Annotated in this window: 18 protein-coding genes; 9 read left to right on the top strand and 9 right to left on the bottom strand. The window is 40.3% G+C overall.

Translation table 11 applies throughout. From position 1 onward, the window contains the following. Window positions 1–3399: an isoleucine--tRNA ligase gene (gene ileS, locus BLS33_RS06395; RefSeq protein ID WP_089886650.1), complete on the bottom strand. Its 3399-nt coding sequence runs from the start codon at window positions 3397–3399 to the stop codon at window positions 1–3. 467 nt (window positions 3400–3866) lie between these two features. Between ileS and BLS33_RS06390 the strand changes: the two genes are divergently transcribed. After that, complete coding sequence (locus BLS33_RS06390; RefSeq protein ID WP_143017582.1) at window positions 3867–4166, top strand: YtxH domain-containing protein; 300 nt, start codon at window positions 3867–3869, stop codon at window positions 4164–4166. A 96-nt stretch (window positions 4167–4262) separates the two neighbouring features. Here BLS33_RS06390 and BLS33_RS06385 read toward each other — a convergent pair whose 3' ends face one another. From BLS33_RS06385 to BLS33_RS06370, 4 genes are all read right to left on the bottom strand, one after another. Next, window positions 4263–6632 (bottom strand): TonB-dependent receptor plug domain-containing protein, encoded by a 2370-nt coding sequence (locus BLS33_RS06385; RefSeq protein ID WP_089887107.1) that lies wholly within the window; start codon window positions 6630–6632, stop codon window positions 4263–4265. 145 nt (window positions 6633–6777) lie between these two features. Beyond that, window positions 6778–7497 (bottom strand): DNA repair protein RecO, encoded by a 720-nt coding sequence (recO, locus tag BLS33_RS06380; protein ID WP_089886648.1) that lies wholly within the window; start codon window positions 7495–7497, stop codon window positions 6778–6780. 180 nt (window positions 7498–7677) lie between these two features. Further along, window positions 7678–9021, bottom strand: a complete 1344-nt coding sequence (gdhA, locus tag BLS33_RS06375; protein WP_089886647.1) for an NADP-specific glutamate dehydrogenase — start codon at window positions 9019–9021, stop codon at window positions 7678–7680. A gap of 104 nt (window positions 9022–9125) precedes the next feature. Then, window positions 9126–10280 (bottom strand): cystathionine gamma-synthase, encoded by a 1155-nt coding sequence (locus BLS33_RS06370; protein WP_089886646.1) that lies wholly within the window; start codon window positions 10278–10280, stop codon window positions 9126–9128. Window positions 10281–10367: 87 nt separating this feature from the next. Here BLS33_RS06370 and BLS33_RS06365 point away from each other — a divergent pair, with 87 nt between their 5' ends. Further along, window positions 10368–11111 (top strand): DUF3298 and DUF4163 domain-containing protein, encoded by a 744-nt coding sequence (locus BLS33_RS06365; RefSeq protein WP_089886645.1) that lies wholly within the window; start codon window positions 10368–10370, stop codon window positions 11109–11111. Here the strand turns inward: BLS33_RS06365 and BLS33_RS06360 are convergent. Next, the gene (locus BLS33_RS06360) at window positions 11108–11578 is read right to left on the bottom strand and encodes a DinB family protein (RefSeq protein WP_089886644.1); all 471 of its coding nucleotides are present in this window, start codon (window positions 11576–11578) and stop codon (window positions 11108–11110) included. The genes BLS33_RS06365 and BLS33_RS06360 overlap by 4 nt on opposite strands. Before the next feature lie 148 nt (window positions 11579–11726). Between BLS33_RS06360 and BLS33_RS06355 the strand changes: the two genes are divergently transcribed. Both BLS33_RS06355 and BLS33_RS06350 read left to right on the top strand, forming a co-directional pair. Further along, a complete protein-coding gene (locus BLS33_RS06355) occupies window positions 11727–12080 on the top strand; it encodes an arsenate reductase family protein (protein WP_089886643.1) in 354 nt (117 codons plus the stop codon). After that, window positions 12077–12976 carry a DMT family transporter gene (locus tag BLS33_RS06350; RefSeq protein ID WP_089886642.1) on the top strand — a complete coding sequence of 300 codons (900 nt, stop codon included), beginning with the start codon at window positions 12077–12079 and terminating at the stop codon, window positions 12974–12976. The genes BLS33_RS06355 and BLS33_RS06350 overlap by 4 nt, the downstream gene beginning before the upstream one ends. Before the next feature lie 6 nt (window positions 12977–12982). Here BLS33_RS06350 and BLS33_RS06345 read toward each other — a convergent pair whose 3' ends face one another. Beyond that, complete coding sequence (locus tag BLS33_RS06345; protein ID WP_089886641.1) at window positions 12983–13465, bottom strand: acyl-CoA thioesterase; 483 nt, start codon at window positions 13463–13465, stop codon at window positions 12983–12985. 103 nt (window positions 13466–13568) lie between these two features. Between BLS33_RS06345 and BLS33_RS06340 the strand changes: the two genes are divergently transcribed. The 4 genes from BLS33_RS06340 to BLS33_RS06325 all read left to right on the top strand — a co-directional run bounded on the left by BLS33_RS06340 (window position 13569) and on the right by BLS33_RS06325 (window position 17522). Further along, on the top strand, window positions 13569–14543 hold the full coding sequence (locus BLS33_RS06340) for an NAD(P)H-dependent flavin oxidoreductase (protein WP_089886640.1): 975 nt from the start codon (window positions 13569–13571) through the stop codon (window positions 14541–14543). A 264-nt stretch (window positions 14544–14807) separates the two neighbouring features. Continuing rightward, a complete protein-coding gene (locus BLS33_RS06335; RefSeq protein ID WP_089886639.1) occupies window positions 14808–15770 on the top strand; it encodes a YheT family hydrolase in 963 nt (320 codons plus the stop codon). Window positions 15771–15812: 42 nt separating this feature from the next. Beyond that, window positions 15813–16301, top strand: coding sequence for a c-type cytochrome (locus BLS33_RS06330; protein ID WP_089887105.1), 489 nt, complete (start codon window positions 15813–15815; stop codon window positions 16299–16301). 93 nt (window positions 16302–16394) lie between these two features. Further along, window positions 16395–17522, top strand: a complete 1128-nt coding sequence (locus BLS33_RS06325) for a glycoside hydrolase family 88/105 protein (protein ID WP_218129542.1) — start codon at window positions 16395–16397, stop codon at window positions 17520–17522. A gap of 84 nt (window positions 17523–17606) precedes the next feature. Here the strand turns inward: BLS33_RS06325 and BLS33_RS06320 are convergent, their stop codons facing one another. Together BLS33_RS06320 and BLS33_RS06315 are read right to left on the bottom strand one after the other, a co-directional pair. Further along, window positions 17607–19184 carry a SulP family inorganic anion transporter gene (locus tag BLS33_RS06320; protein ID WP_089886638.1) on the bottom strand — a complete coding sequence of 526 codons (1578 nt, stop codon included), beginning with the start codon at window positions 19182–19184 and terminating at the stop codon, window positions 17607–17609. An 81-nt stretch (window positions 19185–19265) separates the two neighbouring features. After that, on the bottom strand, window positions 19266–20240 hold the full coding sequence (locus BLS33_RS06315) for a phytanoyl-CoA dioxygenase family protein (protein ID WP_176801347.1): 975 nt from the start codon (window positions 20238–20240) through the stop codon (window positions 19266–19268). Between the two features lie 150 nt (window positions 20241–20390). Here BLS33_RS06315 and BLS33_RS06310 point away from each other — a divergent pair, with 150 nt between their 5' ends. Next, window positions 20391–21239 carry an AraC family transcriptional regulator gene (locus tag BLS33_RS06310; protein ID WP_089886637.1) on the top strand — a complete coding sequence of 283 codons (849 nt, stop codon included), beginning with the start codon at window positions 20391–20393 and terminating at the stop codon, window positions 21237–21239. The last annotated feature ends 9 nt before the right edge of the window (window positions 21240–21248 follow it).

Genomic DNA, 21248 nt, shown 5'->3' with positions numbered 1-21248 from the left:
CTAGTGTTTTACAATAAACAATTTTGTGTTAATTTCATCAAAGGCAACCGTCGTGCCAATTTCCAAATTATCTTCAAAATTCAGTTCTGCAGTCAACGTCTCTGTCTTTATATAATCGATGTTGTTGACGACCGCATTTTCAACGAGCCCATCCTTAAGAATCTTGATATCGATTCTATCGGTCACCTCGTATCCTGATTCTTTTCTAATATTCTGAATACGGTTTACAAGTTCCCTGGCAATCCCTTCTTTTCTAAGTGTATCGTTGATGGTTACATCAAGCGCCACGGTCAGTGAACCTGAACTGGCTACCAACCAACCTTCGATATCTTGCGATGCTATTTCAACATCTTGTAACTGTAATTTAATAATTTTATTTTCAATATCCAGTGATATTTCGCCCTGTTGCTCGATTTTCTGGATGTCTTCCTGCCCCAAGCGCCCTACAGCCTTGGCTATTTGCTTCATTTCTTTCCCAAATTTAGGGCCTAAAACCTTAAAGTTGGGTTTAATCTGCTTTACCAAGATACCAGAAGTATCGTCTAAAAGCTCAATTTCCTTTACATTGACTTCCGATTTAATTAAATCGGCTACTGCCGCTATCTCTTCCTTTTGTTTTTCATCCAAAACAGGAATCATGATTTTTTGTAGGGGCTGTCGGACCTTGATTTTTTCTTTTTGTCGAATGGAGAGCACTAAAGATGAAATCGTCTGGGCCTTTTGCATTTTACTCTCAAGGTCTGTATCTACCAATGCAGCATCGTAAAGTGGGAAATTCGCCAAATGCACACTTTCGAAAGTCTCTTTTTGTGTCGTTCGCGTCAGGTCTTTATATAAACGATCCATAAAAAATGGAGCTACAGGCGCCGATAATTTGGCTACGGTCACTAAACAGGTATACAGCGTTTGGTATGCGGAAATTTTATCTTTTTGATAATCGCCTTTCCAAAAGCGTCTTCTGCTCAATCGTACGTACCAATTACTCAAATTCTCTTGAACATAATCAGAAATTGCCCTTGTAGCCCGAGTAGGCTCATAATCGGCATACGCCTCATCTACTTTCTTTATCAATGAATGCAATTCCGACAAAATCCAACGGTCTATTTCAGGGCGCTCGGATAATGGGATGTCGGCCTCCGAATACTCGAACTCATCAATATTTGCATACAGACAAAAGAAAGAATATGTATTGTATAGGGTGCCGAAAAACTTTCGTTTTACTTCAATAATACCTTCTTCATCGAACTTCAAATTATCCCACGGATTGGCATTGGAGATCATATACCAACGGGTCGCATCGGCTCCATGATTCTTCATGGTTTCAAAGGGGTCTACCGCATTACCAAGGCGTTTTGACATTTTCTTACCCTCCTTGTCGAGCACAAGGCCGTTAGAAACTACATTTTTATAGGCGACAGAATCAAATACCATGGTCGCAATAGCATGTAGCGTATAAAACCAACCACGGGTCTGATCCACGCCTTCGGCAATAAAATCGGCAGGAAATGTTTTTCCTTCATCGATCAAATCACGATTTTCAAACGGATAATGCCATTGTGCGTACGGCATAGAACCGCTATCGAACCAAACATCGATCAGATCGCTCTCACGTTTCATCGGTTTTCCCGATGCTGAGACCAAAATAATTTGGTCGACTATGTTTTTATGAAGATCGATACCGTCGTAATTTGCTTCCGACATATCATTTACTACGAAATCTTCAAAAATATCTTTTTGTAAAACGCCTGCAGTTACAGCTTTGGTCATTTCAGATTTCAACTCTGCAACAGAACCAATCATAATTTCTTCCTTACCGTCTTCGGTACGCCAAATGGGTAGGGGAATGCCCCAATATCTCGATCGCGAAAGGTTCCAATCGTTGGCATTGGCCAACCAATTGCCAAATCGACCATCGCCGGTCGCTTTTGGCTTCCAGTTAATCGATTGGTTAAGTTCGTACATGCGATCTTTAACATCGGTAACCTTGATAAACCAAGAATCTAATGGGTAATATAGAATAGGTTTATCGGTACGCCAACAATTGGGATAACTATGCACGTACTTTTCAACCTTAAAAGCCTTGTTTTCTTCCTTTAATCGGATGGCAATTTCTACATCGATAGATCGGTCTGGAGCTTTGCCATCTTCGTAATACTCGTTTTTAACATATTTGCCGCCCCACTCTTTCATTTCGGGCCGGAACTTACCTTGTAAATCGACTAAGGGAACAGGATTATTATTCTCGTCTAAAACCAATAATGGTGGCACTTCAGGGATGGCGAGTTTGGCAACCAAGGCATCATCTGCACCAAAAGTAGGTGCTGTATGTACAATTCCAGTTCCATCTTCGGTAGTTACGAAATCACCGGTGATTATTCGGAAAGCATTTTCGGGGTTTTGATACGGCTGCGCATAATCTATCAGCTGTTCGTATTTAATTCCGACCAAATCTTTGCCCTTAAATTCTTTAACGACAAAAAACGGAATTTTTTTGTCACCAGAATTATATTCCGATAACTCCCGTTTATTTTCGACCTGATGAAATTTTCCGGCAAATTGCTTAGCAACAAGACTCTTGGCAAGTACTACATTCATGGGCTGAAATGTGTACTGATTATAGGTCTCGACCAAAACATAATCGATTTTTGAACCGACGGTCAATGCCGTGTTCGATGGCAATGTCCAAGGCGTAGTGGTCCAAGCCAAGAAATGAATGGTGCCTTCATCTTGTAGGAAATCAGGTAATGTATCTTCTACAGCCTTAAACTGTGCCACAACGGTGGTATCGGTAACATCTTGATATGTGCCGGGTTGGTTTAGCTCGTGGGAACTTAATCCGGTACCGGCCTTTGGTGAATAGGGTTGAATGGTATAGCCCTTATAAATAAGGCCCTTATCATAAATTTGTTTTAACAGCCACCAGACCGATTCCATGTATTTTGACTTGTAGGTGATATACGGGTCATCCATATCGACCCAATACCCCACCTTTTCCGTCATTTCATTCCATACATCGGTATAGCGCATGACTGCTTTTTTACAAGCAGCGTTGTATTCCTCAATGGATATTTTTTTACCAATATCTTCTTTGGTGATACCCAATTCTTTCTCGACCCCAAGTTCTATGGGTAGTCCGTGTGTATCCCAACCAGCCTTCCGTTTTACTTGAAAGCCCTTCATGGTTTTGTAACGTGGAAAGATATCCTTAATGGTGCGCGCCATAACATGGTGAATGCCGGGCATACCGTTTGCAGAAGGGGGGCCTTCATAAAACACATAGGTGTTTTGACCTTCCCTTGTTGAAACGCTTTTTTCAAAAATCTGGTTCTCTTTCCAATAGGCAAGAATTTCTTCCGCTACTTTTGGTAAATCCAGTCCGTTATATTCTGCAAACTTCATAGTAACTTCTTCTACCGCCACAAATTAAGTCCGCAAAATTAGTCATTTTTAAGTAAAGTTTAGAAGGTGAAAAAACAAAAATCCTCTTTTTCAAGAGGTACGGCATCGCGAGATTGGCCATTCACGTTTTTTCTCTATACTTTGTCATATTACCTGTGATTTCAACAACCACTGATAGCCCTACAACTGTTGCTTTTTTTATCAAAACGTACCTTTTTTGTATAGAAGGATTTAAATTTTTGACAACGGCACACTATTCTTCTCCCATAAAAAGAGTGTTAAAAATCACAATTTTTTAGGAGAGACAAAACCGGTCATAGGAGTTCTGAAAATCAACCCATCGCAAAACCAAGAAAGCCATACACTAAAGTATTATGCTTATTTAATTATCGAAGCATCCAAAAGGCCGAATATTACGTATATAGCTTTATCTAAACAATAAACTGTAAACACTAAAACTAAAAACAATGAAAAAAGTAATTTTAGGTTCAATTTTGATGCTTGCCCTAAGTGTATCTTTCGTATCGTGTAGGGAAGCTGCCGATAAGGCCAAAAGTGCTACTGAAGAGGCAGGAGATGCCATGAAAGCTGCTGGTGAAGATCTTGAAGAAGTAGGTGAAGACGCCATGGACAAGGCTAAAGAAGTTGGAGAAGACATGAAGGAAGCCGGTCAAAATGCTGCCGATAAGGCCAAAGAAGCTGGTGAAGATGTTAAGAACGCCGCTCAAGATGGCATTGATAAAGTAAAGGACGCTGTTGAGAATTAATAGCACACATCCTATTCAAAAAATGACCCTGACAGTTTTGTCAGGGTTTTTTTGTGTCTGATTCCCAAGTGTATGAATACCTATTCTGTCGGAATTTTAAAAATTATAGCCAACACCAATTATAAGATTCGCCCCGGGAGCTACGATGCCCGATGAATAGGACCGGTACCGTTGATCAGTAAAATTTTCTAGGCCCACATTCACTTTTAATGCGTTCGAGACAGAATATTGAGTTCGCACGTTTAAGGTATACCAAGAGGGGGAATATGGATTGCCATCGGCATCGATAGCATACATATAATCTTTGCTCTTTTCCGATGTGGCCAAATTGGAAAATGAAATTTCCCCATTATAATTCAAAAACAAATCTGTTTTAAGTCGTTGATTTTTCCATTTGATGTGTAAATTTCCAAAGGTAGGCGCAACATGTCTTGCCGGAGAATCGGTGCCATCTTCTTCTTCTTCGATCCCTTCCGTCAATGTCAGATTAGATGACATTGAAAGGTTATCCGAAAAAAAAGCTTCCAACCCGAACTCAAAACCATACACATAAGCTTTAGCGGCATTCTGTATCGCTTGAACATCACTTAATTCTCCTTTATACTCAATTTGCGAATTCCCATTAAAAAGAAAATCACGCCTTACCAGGGCATCAACCAAATACGTATAAAAAGAAGCGGCTTTAAAAACTACCTTATCACTAAAATTTTTCTGTATACCCAATTCCATATTATAGGCATATTCAGCTACTAAATCAGGATTGGGAACAACCACTGAACCGGGTTCGGAATCAAATATTTTGCCCACATCGTCTATATTCGGTGCCCTGAAACCTGTTGATCCGTTCAGGGTAACCTGCAAATCTGCCTTCGGAAACCAACTGAACCCTACACTGCCCGTCAAAGCCCCGGTACTCAAATTGGCATCGTCAAATGGAAAAGGATAAAAGGTCTTGTCAAAATCGGCATCGATCCATACGTGACTATAGCGCAACCCACTGAGCATCGTGAAATTCGGTTTTGCCTTATACTCGCCGTGAAGATACCCTGCCAAGGTCTGCCAAGTAGACCCATCTGGGTATCTAGAAGCTGCGTTCGTTAGTGCATTGCTCTCGATATTTAAAACACTTCCTGTAGATCCTACTTTATTAAAGATATATTCACCCCCATAGTACAATCGTAGGTTCCCAATTTTTTTATTTTCGAAATCGATATTCGAAGAAATGGCATCTACTTTCTCTTTGGTCGAGAATAAGTCGCTATCTTGAAAGGCACGGTCGTGTCGGCTTTCTTCAAAATGCTGATATGCTGTCGTTATTTTGAGTCCGTCGTAGAACTTCCCTTTTCCTTTTTTGTCAATCTGTAAATTACCCAAAAACCATTTTTGGGGGCCATAGTACCATTCGGCCGATCTGAATTTGTCATCGTCTTTGCCTGGTCGTATTAGTCTGTCGTATCTTGAATAATCTGAGGTTTCTGAATAATGCATGCCAAGATCGTAACTCCAATTATTATTTGGTTTAAAAGACACTTTCTGCATGATATTTATTTGGTTGTAACCTGTCGGAACTTGCTTTTTGGCATTAGGGTTGGCGCTTACGATATCTTCACCATTGGTAGTTGAAACATATTCATTTCTCAGGTAGGAAACCGGGCCATGGCCTCCCATTTTCAAATCGCCAAAATTATTGTAGGACGCACTGGTCAAAAATGCCCATTTTCTTTTGCCTAAATTGACATCAAAGTGAAAAGTATTTTCAGTGTTGGCCGATGAGAACCTGTACTGGCCGTTACCCGACACAGCTAAACCATCGGTCTCTGAAAACATTGGTTTTTTGGTATAGAAGTTCATGACCCCTCCCATAGCATCGCTCCCGTAGATGACCGAACCTGGGCCAAAAATGATTTCTGTCTTATCTATTGCGAAGGGATCGACCGCTATTATATTCTGAATATTTCCGCCTCTGAAAATCGCATTATTCATACGAATACCGTCAACGGAAAGAACTAACCGATTAGTGGCAAAACCCCGAATCATCGGGCTACCGCCACCTAGCTGGCTTTTTTGAACAAATACTTGTCCGCTATGCTCCAATAAATCGGCAGAGGTCTGCGGAGCGGTGAATGAAATATCTTGTGCCCCTATGAAAACAACCTTTTGAGGAATATCTTTTTTCTGCTGTTCCCATTTTGAAACCGACATCACGACCTCATCTAAATGTTCGGCCTGTAACGTCATGAATATTCGGGAGGCACGCTTTATGGTTTGTGACTTCGTAGATCTATAGGTTTCGTAGCTCAGATGTTTAAAAGTAATACGTTCGTGTTTTTCAAATTTTGACAAATCACATTTTCCATCAAAGTCTGACAAGGCCGTAATAGACCTATCGTCATTATAGACCACTACATTTACAATTGGCATTTTGGTATCGGCATCCAATATGGTGATTTTTTGAGCGGATGCCATGGTAGTTGTCAATAAAAAAATACCGTAAAATAGAAGTTTAAGCCGTCTGTGGAAAGAGTCAAATTCGTTGATCGCTCCCGCTGTCTCCTTTCCTTTTTGATAGGAAAAAATAAAAATTAAGTCAATTAATTTAGCAATCATTACACTAGCTAAAAACTTCATTTAATATGGCGAGCGATTTGGGTTTCCTGAATCCTTGTAGATGCAGTTCATAATAAAGAACGATAGATTTCAATAGATTTTGCCGGTCGGTTTTCTTCATCTTGATTTCATGAATACTATCAAAATTTATGCCTAAAAACCGCTTAAAGTACACTAAGTTTTCCTTTTCCAAAATCAAGTTCGCAGAAAGTTGGGAAACAAACTCCCCTTCTACAATATCAAAGTACGGTAAATCGGTAGTAGAAGTGTCGGGGTAGAAGCCAAGATATTTGGTCAATCGCAACAAAAAGTACAAATGAAAATTCGAAATTTCTTCATGGGCGTCGAGCCATTGTAGTGCGGCTTCCAAAAAATAGAAAAGTTCCTGATTTTGTTCTTCTTCGAAAATGCTATTTCCCAGCATTTCGGCTAGAAACAAAGTCAATGAATTCTTTAAGATATCGGTATGCAGAGTAACATAGTGATAATTTACCTTTACCTCCCTGATGTTTTCCAAAGTGCCTTTGTTCTTATGGTTGGCAACAATTTCCAATTGGGTCAACGGTTGAAAATAGGCGGGTTTAAGCTTTCCTCTTTTTGATGCCAAAACCCCTTTTAGGAGATATGTTTTTAAGCCGTCGGACAATGTAAAAGCCTTAACGATAAGACTGGTATCCCCATATTTTAGAGAGGAAAAAACAATGGCCTTGGTAGTTACCTGCATCTTTTGCAATTCGATTTATACAAAGATATAGGTTTAAAGGTTGTATACTGATATTATAGGTGCTGTGGGGCCATCAAGTAACATCCCACAAAATAAAAATTCAGAAAACAGATTGTTAAAAATCTACTTTCCGAATAGTGTTGACCGTCATGTTTAGGTCATCTATTACTTTACTTTTCGTTAAATAACACCTTGCGCAAGCATCGCATCGGCCACTTTCACAAAACCAGCGATGTTAGCCCCTTTAACATAATTACAGAAACCGTCTTTTTCTTTGCCGTATTCGATACAGGAATCATGAATATCTTCCATAATATTTTTAAGCATATCATCAACCTTTTCCCTTGTCCAGCTAATACGCAATGAATTTTGAGACATTTCGAGGCCTGATGTAGCCACTCCGCCGGCATTCGAAGCTTTACCTGGGGCAAAGAGTAATTTCGCCGCATGAAATTCGTGAATAGCCTCTGGGGTCGACGGCATATTGGCTCCTTCTGCGACACAGATACAACCATTCTTAATCAATGTGCTGGCACTTTTACCGTCTAACTCATTTTGAGTGGCACATGGTAATGCTATATCACATACAACTTCCCAAGGCGTCTTTCCTTCATGGAAAGTCGCAGAGGGGTATTTTTTTACATATTCTGAGATTCTTTTCCTTTTGTTATTTTTGAGATCCATAACGTAGGCCAATTTCTCGGCGTCGATACCGTCTTTATCGTATACATAGCCTTGAGAGTCGGAAAGTGTCAATACCTTCGCCCCCAATTGCAGTGCTTTTTCAGCAGCATATTGAGCAACGTTACCCGATCCCGAAATGACAACAGACTTTCCTGAAAAATCCTGTCCCTGTGTTTGTAACATACTTTGTGCGAAATAAACAGTACCATAACCGGTTGCTTCAGGTCGTATTAATGAACCACCCCAAGAACGGCCCTTACCAGTCAAAACACCGGTAAATTCATTTCTAATTTTCTTGTACATCCCGAATAAAAAGCCGATTTCTCGAGAACCAACGCCGATATCACCAGCGGGAACATCAGTGTTCGGACCGATGTGTCTACACAATTCCACCATAAAGGCATGACAAAAACGCATCACCTCATCGTCAGATTTCCCTTTTGGGTCAAAATCAGAACCTCCTTTGCCACCCCCCATAGGAAGGGTAGTCAAGCTATTTTTAAAAACTTGTTCAAAAGCAAGGAATTTCAAAATACTGGCATTTACCGACGAATGAAATCGCAATCCTCCCTTATACGGACCAATTGCCGAATTCATTTGAATTCGGTACCCTCTATTTACATGTATCTGTCCATCATCATCAACCCACGCTACCCTAAAGGAAATCAACCTTTCGGGCTCCACCATGCGCAGAAGAATATTTTTACCACTATATATCTTGTTTTTGGCTATATACGGAATTACCGTTTCAGCAACTTCTTGCACGGCTTGTATAAATTCAGGTTCATGACCATTTCGAGTCTTGACCTCGTCCATAAATGCTTTGACCTTTGCTTCCATCTATTCTTAATTGATTACAAATATTTTAATGAAACGATAATTTTGGGGCAAAATTATACTATTTATTCAATTTAAATACTCTTTTTTAAGAATTTGATAAACGCCTATCCTATTGCCTGTTCTAAGTCACTTATTAAATCTGCTTCATCTTCAATACCAACACTTAGCCTAATCAGGGCATCGACTACTCCGCTTTTTTCCCGCTCTGCCTTTGGAATACTGGCATGGGTCATACTTGCGGGGTGACCGGCCAAACTTTCGACCCCTCCTAAAGATTCTGCAAGCGTAAATACTACTAATTTTTCTACGATGGCAATGGCATTTTCATAACTATTTCCTTTGGTTACAAATGAGACCATTCCACCAAAATCTTTCATTTGCTTTTTCGCTACTTCATGGTTTGGGTGATTTTCAAAACCTGGCCAATACACTTTCTCGATTTTCGGGTGTTGAGATAAAAATTGTGCTACGGCCCTACCATTTTCACAATGTCGCTGCATTCTTACATGAAGGGTTTTAATGCCCCGGAGCACTAAAAAACTATCCATAGGACCACAAATAGCGCCGCTAGCGTTCTGAATAAAGTACAAACGGTCTGCCAATTCTTTATCTTTTACCACCAACGCTCCGACAACCACATCACTGTGACCTCCTAAATACTTCGTAGCCGAATGCATGACAATATCAGCGCCCAAATCTAAAGGCTGCTGTAAATAGGGCGTAGCAAAGGTATTATCGACAGCTAACAGTATTTCATGTTTTTTTGCCAATTTCGAAACTGCCTTAATATCAATGATATTCATCATTGGGTTGGTGGGAGTCTCGACCCAAATGAGCTTTGTATTCTTGTTAATTTTTTCCGCTATCACATCCACATCTTGCATTCCAACAAAATGAAAAACGATACCATATTTTTCAAAAATCTGACGAAAAATTCGATAACTACCACCGTACAAGTCATTAGTAGAAATCACTTCGTCACCTGGGCTCAGTAATTTGATTACGGCATCCATTGCTGCAAGTCCGCTACCAAAAGCAAGTCCGTAAGATCCATTTTCAATACTTGCCAACGCATTTTCCAAAGCTGTACGTGTTGGGTTCGCACTTCGCGAATATTCATAGCCTTTATGCCCCCCTGGCGTTGTCTGCGCGTAGGTGGAAGTTTGATATATCGGAGGCATAACCGCGCCATAAGCTTTATCAGGCTGCTGACCTCCGTGTATTGTCTTACTGTTGAATCGTAATTTTTTTTCGCTCATGATATGTAATTTACTACACAAATGTATCGTTATCTTTCATAGCACACAATCATGATGTAACTTTGTATTTTATCCCTAAACATTCCCATGAAAACCTCCATCACCTGCCTCGTTTTGTTTTTAGTGCTTTTCAGCTGTAAAAAAGAGGATAAGCTGACATTTGAACCACTGGTTATAACCCAGCATGAATGTGCGGATTGTCCTGAGGTCAGTATTTCAATTCCCAATGCAATTGAACAAACCAAATTAACGAGAACTATCAACAGAACGCTAAAGGAAGAAATTATTTCATTGCTCTTGTATGATGATGACCTAGAGGCGACCACAATTGAAGAAGCCATAACCTCGTTTACCCATGGGTATACCGAACTCAGAGAGGAATATGCAGACGAAACCGCTCAGTGGGAAGCTAAAATTGACGGTGAAAAAGTTTATGAAGACGATGTCTTGCTGACTATCGAGTTAAATACCTATCTATTTACAGGAGGGGCACACGGGTATGGATCCAAACGCTTTTTAAATTTCGATAAAAAGAAAGGAACGGAACTTGAAAACTGGCAACTTTTCAAAGACTTGGAGAATTTTCAAAAATACGCCGAAACCGAATTCCGTATAAAAGAGAGTATTCCTGAAGGAAAGCCTATAAACAGTACCGGCTTCATGTTCGAAAGGGACTCTTTTTACCTTCCCGAAAATATTGGTCTTACCAAAGAGGGATTGAAACTTTTATACAATCAGTATGAAGTAGCCTCTTATGCTGATGGCCCCATTGAACTCACTTTGCCCTATAGCGATGTAAAAAAGTTTTTAGCGGCAAAAATAAAGTCTTAAGCCTCTTTCAGCATCACCATCTTTTGAAGCGCGATAACCGCACCTCTATGCAACCCCTCGTGAAAAGCAACAAATGCAATAGCGTCTTCTACATTGCTTAAGGTCACCTTGGCACTTGTGGTATATTCATTATACGCTTTAAAAACTCCATTTTTATAATCTTTTTGCGCCCATTCTACCGAGGTCACGATCAGGTCTGTGATTTTTTCAATCTCATCATCGTCAGCAGTGCCATCGGGTACCGTTCCCTTTCTGAATTTGGTCACCAACTCTTCATCGATCTTCATCGGCACTCCACTAAATTTATATAACAATACCTGTTGCGTAACTACAGCATGTGCTATATTCCACCAAATATTATTGCGAAAACCCTCAGGTATATGTAATAACTGTTCCTTTGGTGTTTCCTTTATTATTTCATGGAAAGCCTTTCGATTCTGTAATATAACATTGAATAATTTTTCCAAAATATGCCCTTTTTAAGTTAAAATACTTTTTGTATCGACGCCATAAAAGTAGCACAATTCGATTGAAATGGGTTTCTTTGCAACAGGATAATTTTTAATGAAATTGGGAAAATCTAAGTTTTTCCAAGAATGAAAAAACTGTTTCAGCATGAAAAAAATATACCATTTAAGCACTTGCAGCACTTGCCAAAGAATAATTAAAGAGCTTCAACCTTTGGAAGGATTCTTACTTCAGGATATAAAAAACGAAAGGATTACTGCGGCACAGCTTGAGGAAATGAAAAAACTTGCCGGAAGCTATGAAGCTCTTTTCAGCCGCAGGGCCATGTTGTACAAAGAAAGAAATCTGAAGGAAAAGCAGCTTTCGGAAACCGATTATAAAAACCTGATTTTAGACCACTATACATTTCTCAAAAGACCTGTCATTATTGTGGATAATCAAATTTTTATCGGTAACAGTAAAAACGTGGTCGCCGCTGCCGCAGCAACCATTCATCCTTGAGTAAAAGAACACTTGCAATATTTGCCGCTATAGGCGCAACGGTAATTTATGGTCTGAACCATACCATCGCCAAAGGTGTCATGCCTGATCATGTCGCTCCTTTCGGCTTTATAATGCTGCGCGTAATCGGTGCTTCAATTCTATTTTGGATTATCTCTTTTTTTGGTCCAAAGGAGACCATCGAAAAAAAAGATTATGGACGAATGCTTATCTGCGCTCTTTTCGGAATGGGTATCAACATGCTCAGTTTCTTTAAAGGTTTGCAGCTCTCGACCCCTATCAATAGCGCTGTTCTTATTACCACCACCCCTATTATTGTACTGCTGCTATCTGCCCTACTTATCAAAGAAAAAATTTCAAACCGCAAGGTCTTCGGTATTTTTATTGGTCTTATCGGAGCGGTATCCCTTATTCTTTTTGGGGCGGAAATACGCCAAGATGCCCCGAACATTCCAATAGGTAACGCCCTCTTTATTGTCAACGCTTTTTCATACGGGCTATACCTGATTTTAGTTAAAAAATTAATCGAGAAGTACCATCTTTTTACCTGTATGAAATGGCTCTTTACCATCGGTATTTTTGTATGCCTTCCAATGGGCTATCAAGAACTTTTGGAAATCGAATGGACAAATTTACCTCTTGAAGCGCTTTGGGGAATTGCTTTCGTAGTTGTCGGCACCACCTTTTGCACGTATCTTTTTAACGTCTTCGCGCTTACCCAGTTGAAAGCCTCTACGGTAAGCGCCTTCGTTTATCTTCAACCTATTATTGGCATATTGTTTGCCGTATTGACAGGAAAAGATAATCTGACAACCTTAAAAATTTTCGGGGCCGCAATGGTATTGGTCGGCGTCTACTTGGCAAGTCGAAAACCTTCTTCTATACCAAAAAGTTAATTCTGACTAAACAGATAAGTCTTTTTGGGGTGCCTTTGCGAATCGTCGGGTATCTTCTTTAGTCAATATTCTAAAGCCCTCTGGTTTATCAACCGAATTAAAAGCGGCCATCATTTTATCGGTCAAACCAATAAGACTACGCGTCTTTAAACTGATCCATGCGCCCATCATCTCACAATGGGCAACATTCTTTCCGTTGCTATCATAAAAGTTATGGTGAAATTCAAAAAACTTCCCATCTTCGCTCAATCCCGTAACTTCAAGAGACACTTTTATAGGCTTGCCTGGAAAAACTTCTTTAAAATAGTACATGTGCTCGTAGAAAACTACGGGTCCAATTTGATTCTCGGCCATTGTTTTATGATTGAAGCCCAATTCCCATAAGAAAGACATGCGTGTGTGGCTCATAAAATTAATGTATGCCGAGTTGGCCAAATGTCGATTGGCATCAATATCGCTCCACCGAACTTCAAAATCTTTTAAGTACATACTTCAAATCTTTTTGCTATGCATGCATAATATTTTATAAAAATAGTATAGTTTTGGAAATCTCAAGGTTAAAATGCCTTATTTTTAAGTAGAAAAACAAAAAATGGATTTAAAAGCTCCCTATATTAAGAATCTCTCACTTCCTGTTATTGCGGCACCAATGTTTTTAATTTCAGGTCCTGAACTGGTCATCGAATGTTGCAAGAACGGAATAGTGGGAACTTTTCCCGCCCTCAACCAACGCACATCGGAAGGTTTCGAAGAGCGGTTAATCGAGATAAAATCAGAATTGAAGAATTTTGAGGATGAAACAGGCAAAAAGCCGGCACCGTTCGGGGTCAACCTTATTGTTCATCCAACCAATCCTCGATTGGAGGCGGATCTTAAAATATGTGTTAAGCATAAAGTACCACTAATCATTACCTCTTTGGGCGCGGTATCACAGGTAGTTGACGCTATTCATAGTTATGGCGGATTGGTTTTCCATGATGTTATTAAGAAACGCCATGCGCAAAAAGCGGCAGGTGCCGGTGTTGACGGCCTAATTCTGGTAGCGGCAGGTGCCGGTGGTCATGCTGGGACCATTAACCCGATGACTTTGGTTGCGGAAATCAAAAAATTCTATCACAAGACCATTATACTCTCCGGATGTATCAGTACAGGTCGCGATATTGCTTCGGCGCTTCAAATGGGCGCTGATCTCGCCTATATGGGAACCCGTTTTATCAATACTGAGGAAAGCAAAGCCACAGCGGAATATAGAGACATGATAGTGGCGGCTGGCGCAAGCGACGTGGTGTACACCGCTGCGATATCAGGCGTTCATGCCAATTTTTTGGGAGCCAGCCTTAAAGCTGCGGGTATTTCGGAAGAGGATTTGAAAAAAGACAGGAAAATCGACTTTGGAAAAGAACTCGACACCGAGGCCAAAGCTTGGAAGACCATTTGGTCGGCAGGTCAGGGTTCGGCCACAATAGACGATGTGCTTCCGGTTTCCGAATTGGTAAGTCACCTAAAATCAGAATTTAAATCGGCAATTGAAGAACAAATAAAGGTATTGGAAATCTATCCGAAGTAACTATTTCAAATCATTATTTACCCAAGGATATTCATCTTAAAGCCAAAATAAAGTATTTATCTAATTGCGCGGCAATTCTCTTACATGGGTTGCTGCAACCCTAAAAGACCGATGCATTTGACTTATGGCCCACGAGTCTGCGGCTTCGGAAAAAGCTGACCTTATACTACAATGCATATTATTTACCTAGTACTAGTTACGAATGTTTAAGTACATTTGACTTTCACGGTCTCTTTTTGCACTCAATAGCAATTCACATTACAAATGCCAGTATTCAAATCGACTTATAATCCGCCTTTATTGTTCAAAAACGGACATTTCGCCACCATCTATTCGGGTCTTTTTCGTAAAATCGACGGTTTGCTACAAACCCGGGAACGTATTGATTTAGCAGATGGTGATTTTCTTGATCTCGATTGGAGTTTTTCTTTTAACCCGACCAACAAGGTCGTTATTCTGCTTCATGGCTTGGAGGGCAATGCCCAACGCCCCTACATCACAGGAAGTGCAAAAGCTTTCAACAGGTCTGGTTTCGATGCTTGTGCCGTCAATTTTCGAGGGTGTAGTGGTGAAACAAACAGACTGTTCCGGTCATACCATTCTGGAGCTACCGAAGATTTGGATGCCGTTGTACAACATATTATAAACACCGAAAAGTATAACGAAATTTATATTAAAGGGATAAGTCTTGGTGGTAATATGGCCCTTAAATATGCAGGCGAAGGGCGTGAAATTCCAGAGGCGGTGAAAGGCATCGTTGGAATTTCTGTTCCCTGCGATCTACACAGTTCCCTAAAAGCGCTTTTAAAACCAAAAAACTTTCTATACGCCAAGCGTTTTAGAAATCACCTAGTAGAAAAACTAGTCCCGAAACAGAAAATGTTTCCCGATAATATTTCGGCCGATGACATCTCCAATATTAAAACTTTAAAAGACTTTGATGACATCTACACGAGTCGCGCCCATGGCTTTAAAGATGCGCTAGATTATTATGAGAAATGTAGTTGTCTCCAATTTTTGGACCAGATTAAAATTCCGGCATTGATAATCAGCGCAAAGAACGATTCTTTTTTAGGAAAGGAATGTTACCCCATAGTGGCTGCAAATACCAATCCCAATTTAAGCTTAGAGATGCCCCGAAATGGTGGTCACGTCGGATTTTTTGGCAAAAACAACGCCACCTATTCCGAAAAAAGAGCGGTAAAATTTTGTGAAGAGGTTATTTAAATAATGGTAATTCTTATATTAGTGCCCACAAAAACAAACATGATGAAAAAATTATTTGCAGTCTTAGCTCTAGGTGGTCTGATGATCAGCTGCGGTGGAAAAGAGAAAAAGGAGGAAAAGAAAGAGGGTTTTGAAATGAATCGAACAAAAACCGAAGCCAAAGCCCCTGCGGCAGAGGCTGAAAGCGTTCCTGTTGATTTGAGTAACAAAGGTGTAGGCCCCATAAAATCGGTGACTTTTGCAGACGAGGTAGATTCTGAAATGGCAGCCAAAGGGGAAAAGATTTTTAGCACAGTTTGTATTGCCTGTCATGCCGTTGACAAGCGTATGATCGGCCCTGCTTTAAAGGGTGTTCTAGAACGTAGAAGTCCGGAATGGGTAATGAACATGATTATCAATCCCGATGTTATGCTTAAAGAAGATCCGATTGCAAAAGCGTTACTCAAGGAGTATAACAATGCGATTATGTTAAATCAAAATTTAAGCGAAGAGGATGCAAGAAATGTTACAGAATATTTACGCACGCTGTAGCATTTTACCGAACAAACATACTTGTGCTGTTATCCTGAAAAAAATTCAGGGTAATGGCACATTTCGTTTTGATATAAAACTAAATTTCCATCAATGAAACTACTAAAAATGAAATCAATTCGTAATATTCTTGCCTCGACCGTATTGGCTATTTCTTTCATATCGACCGCACAAGATATTAAGCCAAATGAGGTTGAACAAATCATGAAAAAGGTTGCCGATTGGCAGATAGACCATTTCGACGGACTTTATAGCGGGCACACAAAGCCCCACCACCCCCTTGATTGGACCAATGGTGCCTTATACGTTGGTATGGTAAAATGGGCCGCAATGGCGGATGATGATAAATATTACAATTGGCTAAAAACAATAGGGGAAGAAAACGAATGGCAATTACATCGTCGTAAGTACCATGCTGATGACCACACTGTCGGTCAAATGTATATCGAGCTTTACCGCAAGTATAATGACGAAAAAATGATTGAACCCACCAAGGAGCAATTCAATTTTATCATGATGCACCCTTCGCAATCTTCGTTTCACTGGAAGACTCCGTACCATCAAGACCGTTGGAACTGGTGCGACGCCTTATTTATGTCTCCTCCGGTTTGGGCAAAACTTTATAAAATCACGGGAGAGAAAAAATATCTTGATTTCTTAATGACCGAATTCAAAGCCTCTACAGACTTCTTATTTGACAAAAAAGAGAGCCTATATTATCGCGACGAAAGCTATATGGGCAAACTAGACCACGGCACCAAAATATTTTGGGCGCGCGGCAATGGTTGGGTATTTGCCGGATTGACCAATGTCATGAATGAATTAGACCCTAAGAGCAAGGAATACAAATACTTTTTGGGCATCTATAAAAAGATGGCCAAAAAATTACTCGCCATTCAAACACCTCAAGGCCATTGGGCCATGAGCTTGTTGGGACAAGATTTCTACCCTACACCTGAAACAAGCGGTTCATCATTTTATGTTTATGGTCTCGCATGGGGTATTAATCACGGTATTCTAGATAAGACAACCTACGGCCCGGCAGTGAAGAAAGGATGGAACGCCATGGTAGGCCATGTTACCGATGATGGTATGTTGGGCTATGTACAACCGATTGGTGCGGCTCCTGGGAAAGCTTGGCCCGATAAGACCGAAGTATATGGAACAGGCGCCTTTTTAAGCGCAGGATCAGAGGTTTATAAATTGTACGGCGGTCAATAACAAAACACGTTTTTGCAAAAACGCTTTAAAAAAAAGACCGGTGCACAAGCATCGGTCTTTTTTTTTAAGTATCTTTTTTTTGGTTTAGGCCTTGTCTACGACGACTTTATAGGTAGGATCTTCCATAACATTTACATCAATAATATCGTTAGCATTTTTTAGCAAGCGGATACAGTCTTTACTTAAATGTTTGAGATGCACTCTTTTTCCAACTTTTTGGTACCGTTCGGTTATTCTATTCAGGGCCTCAATACCTGACATATCTGCAACACGGCTTTCCTTGAAATCAATAACCACTTCTGAAGGGTCATTCTGAATATCGAATTTTTCAGCGAACAATGTGGTCGAACCAAAAAATAAAGGTCCATAAATCTCGTAATGTTTAACCCCGTTTTCATCGACATATTTTCTCGCTCGAATACGTTTTGCATTCTCCCAAGAGTATGCCAAGGCAGAGATAATCACCCCTAGTAAAACGGCTACTGCCAAGTTATGGGTAATCGCTGTAATCAAGGTTACTAAAACCATTACGATGACATCGGAGTTTGGCATTTTCCGAAATGTCTTAAAACTTGCCCATTCGAAGGTTCCAATAGCGACCATAAACATCAAGCCGACCAAGGCTGCCATGGGAAGTCGTTCAATAAGACTTGAACCGAACATAATAAATATAAGTAACATTACCGCTGCCGTAATACCCGACAAACGCGCTCTCGCACCAGATGAGGTATTGATCAAACTCTGACCGATCATTGCACACCCTCCCATTCCTGAAAGAAATCCGGATAATATATTTGCAGTACCCTGGGCCACACATTCTTTATTACCATTTCCTCGCGTTTCGGTAATTTCATCAATGATGTTCAAGGTCAATAGACTTTCGATCAAGCCTACACCAGCAACAATTGCGGCATAGGGGAAGATAATTTTTAGGGTCTCTAGCGTAAGGGGAATCTGTGGAATGGATAAAGGCGGAAATCCACCTTTAATCGACATGCCCTCTTTCATCGTATCGGCTACCGTAAGCGTATCAATTCCAAAACCTATAACCAGGGCAGAAACCACAACGATTGCCAATAAAGAAGATGGAATCGCTTTGGTCAATTTTGGAAAACCCCATATGATAAGCATCGTCAACAAGGTCAAGCCTAACATTGTATACATTGACGCCCCGGTCAGTAATGTATCGGTACCCTTTTGATAAAAGTTAGGAAACTGGGCCATAAATATGATAATGGCCAATCCGTTCACAAAACCGAACATTACGGGGTGCGGTACCAATCTGATAAATTTTCCCAACCGCAAAACTCCTGCACCAATCTGAAGTAATCCGGCAATAATTACCGTTGCAAAAACATAATTTAAAATAGTCTCGGGTTCAATCCCAGGAAAATTACGTTTGAGTTCAAGAATCAATCCAATAAAAATCACTGCGACTGCACCGGTAGCGCCAGAAATCATTCCTGGTCGACCTCCCAATATTGAGGTCACCAATGCCAGTACGAAAGCTGCATACAAACCTGTTAGCGGTGAGAAACCTGGAATCAAAGCAAAGGCAATAGCCTCTGGCACCAATGCCAATGCCACCGTGAGGCCAGATAAGATCTCGGTCTTGTAGTCTACCTTTTGTTTAAAATCGAATAAATTAAAGTATTTCTTCAAACCTTCTTATTTTAAGGATGCAAAAATACCATTAATAGTCGGTTTGACCTTAAACTAGATGAGAATTAAAGATTTGTTGATTTACCAAGGGGTCAATCCTAATAGCTTCTCTCCCAGAGGGGATAAATTAGCAGTTTCGTATTTTGTCTGTTCCCACCCTCTTGGATCTCCAGGAAAAGCATACCCCTCGGGAGCGATTCGATGACGCCAAGAGTTGATTCGCCACTGTCTAAGATCTTCATTGTTTTCCTCTGCCGGCATCATCGAAATATACTGGGCGATACGCACCTTGTCTTTGGAGTTGTTGGGTCTGATGCCATGTGGTTGCGTGCTATTAAAAATGAGCAGATCACCCGCCTCCATTTTAACTTTGACAATTTTATCCTCTAAATTAGAAACATCGGGTTGAAATCGATCTCGATCATCGGGTTGTGTCAATTTCCAAGTTTCATAATTACGATACAACCACGGAATACATTGAAAACCGCCCATATTCTCGTCGGTCTGATCGGCCAACGCCAAAACACCCTGCACATTTTGAGGTCGCGTTTCCGGGTCATAATCCCAATGAATAAAGCCCTTTTTCTTGACACCTGGTTGTAAAGGAAAATTTAAATTGGCCCGATCAATGGTAACCCATAATTTTTCCGTGCCCCACACATCGACAAATGCGTCATAAACTCTTTGGGTCTGGCGATTGTTCCAAAGGTATTGATGGTTATAAACTTCGACCATACCCGTTCCGGTCAGCTCTTTCATTTTCATTTCGGCACGTGGTGGAGCATACCAAGTCTGGGGATTTCCAGAATCCTTTTCATCAAACTCCCATATGAAATCGGCCGTAGCTTTGGCCTGCTCTTTTGAAATCGCATTTTTGATGACGATATAACCATTGTGTATCCAAAAATCCCAATCGGCTTCGCTTAAGACACGCAACGGTTGTTCATTGGAGCGATCGTTCAATTTAATTTTACTCGTCGTTGATGTAGATGGATTTCCCGGGATTTCTTTATGGCCTTTATTGGCCATTTCAATTTCACCTTTTATTTTTTCCATGATTCAACTTTTAATTAGGAGTTGGAATTATAAAGTAAAACTAGAAATTTAGGTAGTGCTTCTCTACCTTGATATTGACCAGTATTTGAACAATATTGATATTTTTAGCATTATAGGTTGTTATACCTGTGAATTTTGTTAAATTTAAGAATGAAAATTCAATTGGAAACTATCAGCCCTGAATCTAAAAGTCCGTTTCGGGTGTTGCACGATCCCAAACTGAACGACCTGTTCTTTTGGCACTTTCATCCAGAATACGAACTCGTTTATATTGAAGGGGCTACCGCTACACGACACGTGGGTGACCACATTTCTACTTATCAAAAAAGTGATCTGGTTTTGATAGGGTCGAATATGCCGCATCTCAATTTTGACCATGGGGTCAAAACCAATTATCGAATGGAAGTGTTGCATATCAAACCCTCGTTCCGAAAATCTTTCGCCAACGAAATACCCGAGCTAAACCAGATATGTGAACTCTTCGATCAAGCCCAATTTGGGATTGCCTTTAACGGAGAAACAAAAAATAGTATTGGAAAACGTATTAAAGAACTGCATACACTAGCCCCTTTTCAGCTATTTGTGGAAGTTATGCAACTACTGGAAGAATTATCCAACAGCAACGAATACACCCTTTTACATGACAAACCATTTGTCAATCGCTTTAGCTTAAAAGAACAAAAACGCATGCGAACCATCTACGCTTATATAGATGAACATTATCAAGGAAAAATAACTGTTGATGAAATTGCATCACTTTGCAATCTTAGCAAACCTGCTTTCTGTCGCTATTTTAAAAAAGCCACTGGCAACTCTTTTGTAGCATTCTTAAACCAATATCGCATTAGCCAGGCCAAACGATTACTTCTAATGGGCAAAAATATTACCGAAACTTGCTTCGATTGCGGATTCGAAAGTCTCTCCTACTTCAATCGTATCTTCAAAAAAGTTACACTGGAAAATCCCTCGGAATTCAAAAAAAGACATTTGAACAATTAAAAAAAGAAC

The organism is Kriegella aquimaris (genome assembly GCF_900103215.1).
Classification (GTDB): Bacteria; Bacteroidota; Bacteroidia; order Flavobacteriales; family Flavobacteriaceae; genus Kriegella; species Kriegella aquimaris.
This window is presented reverse-complemented; position numbering and strand designations above follow the sequence as displayed.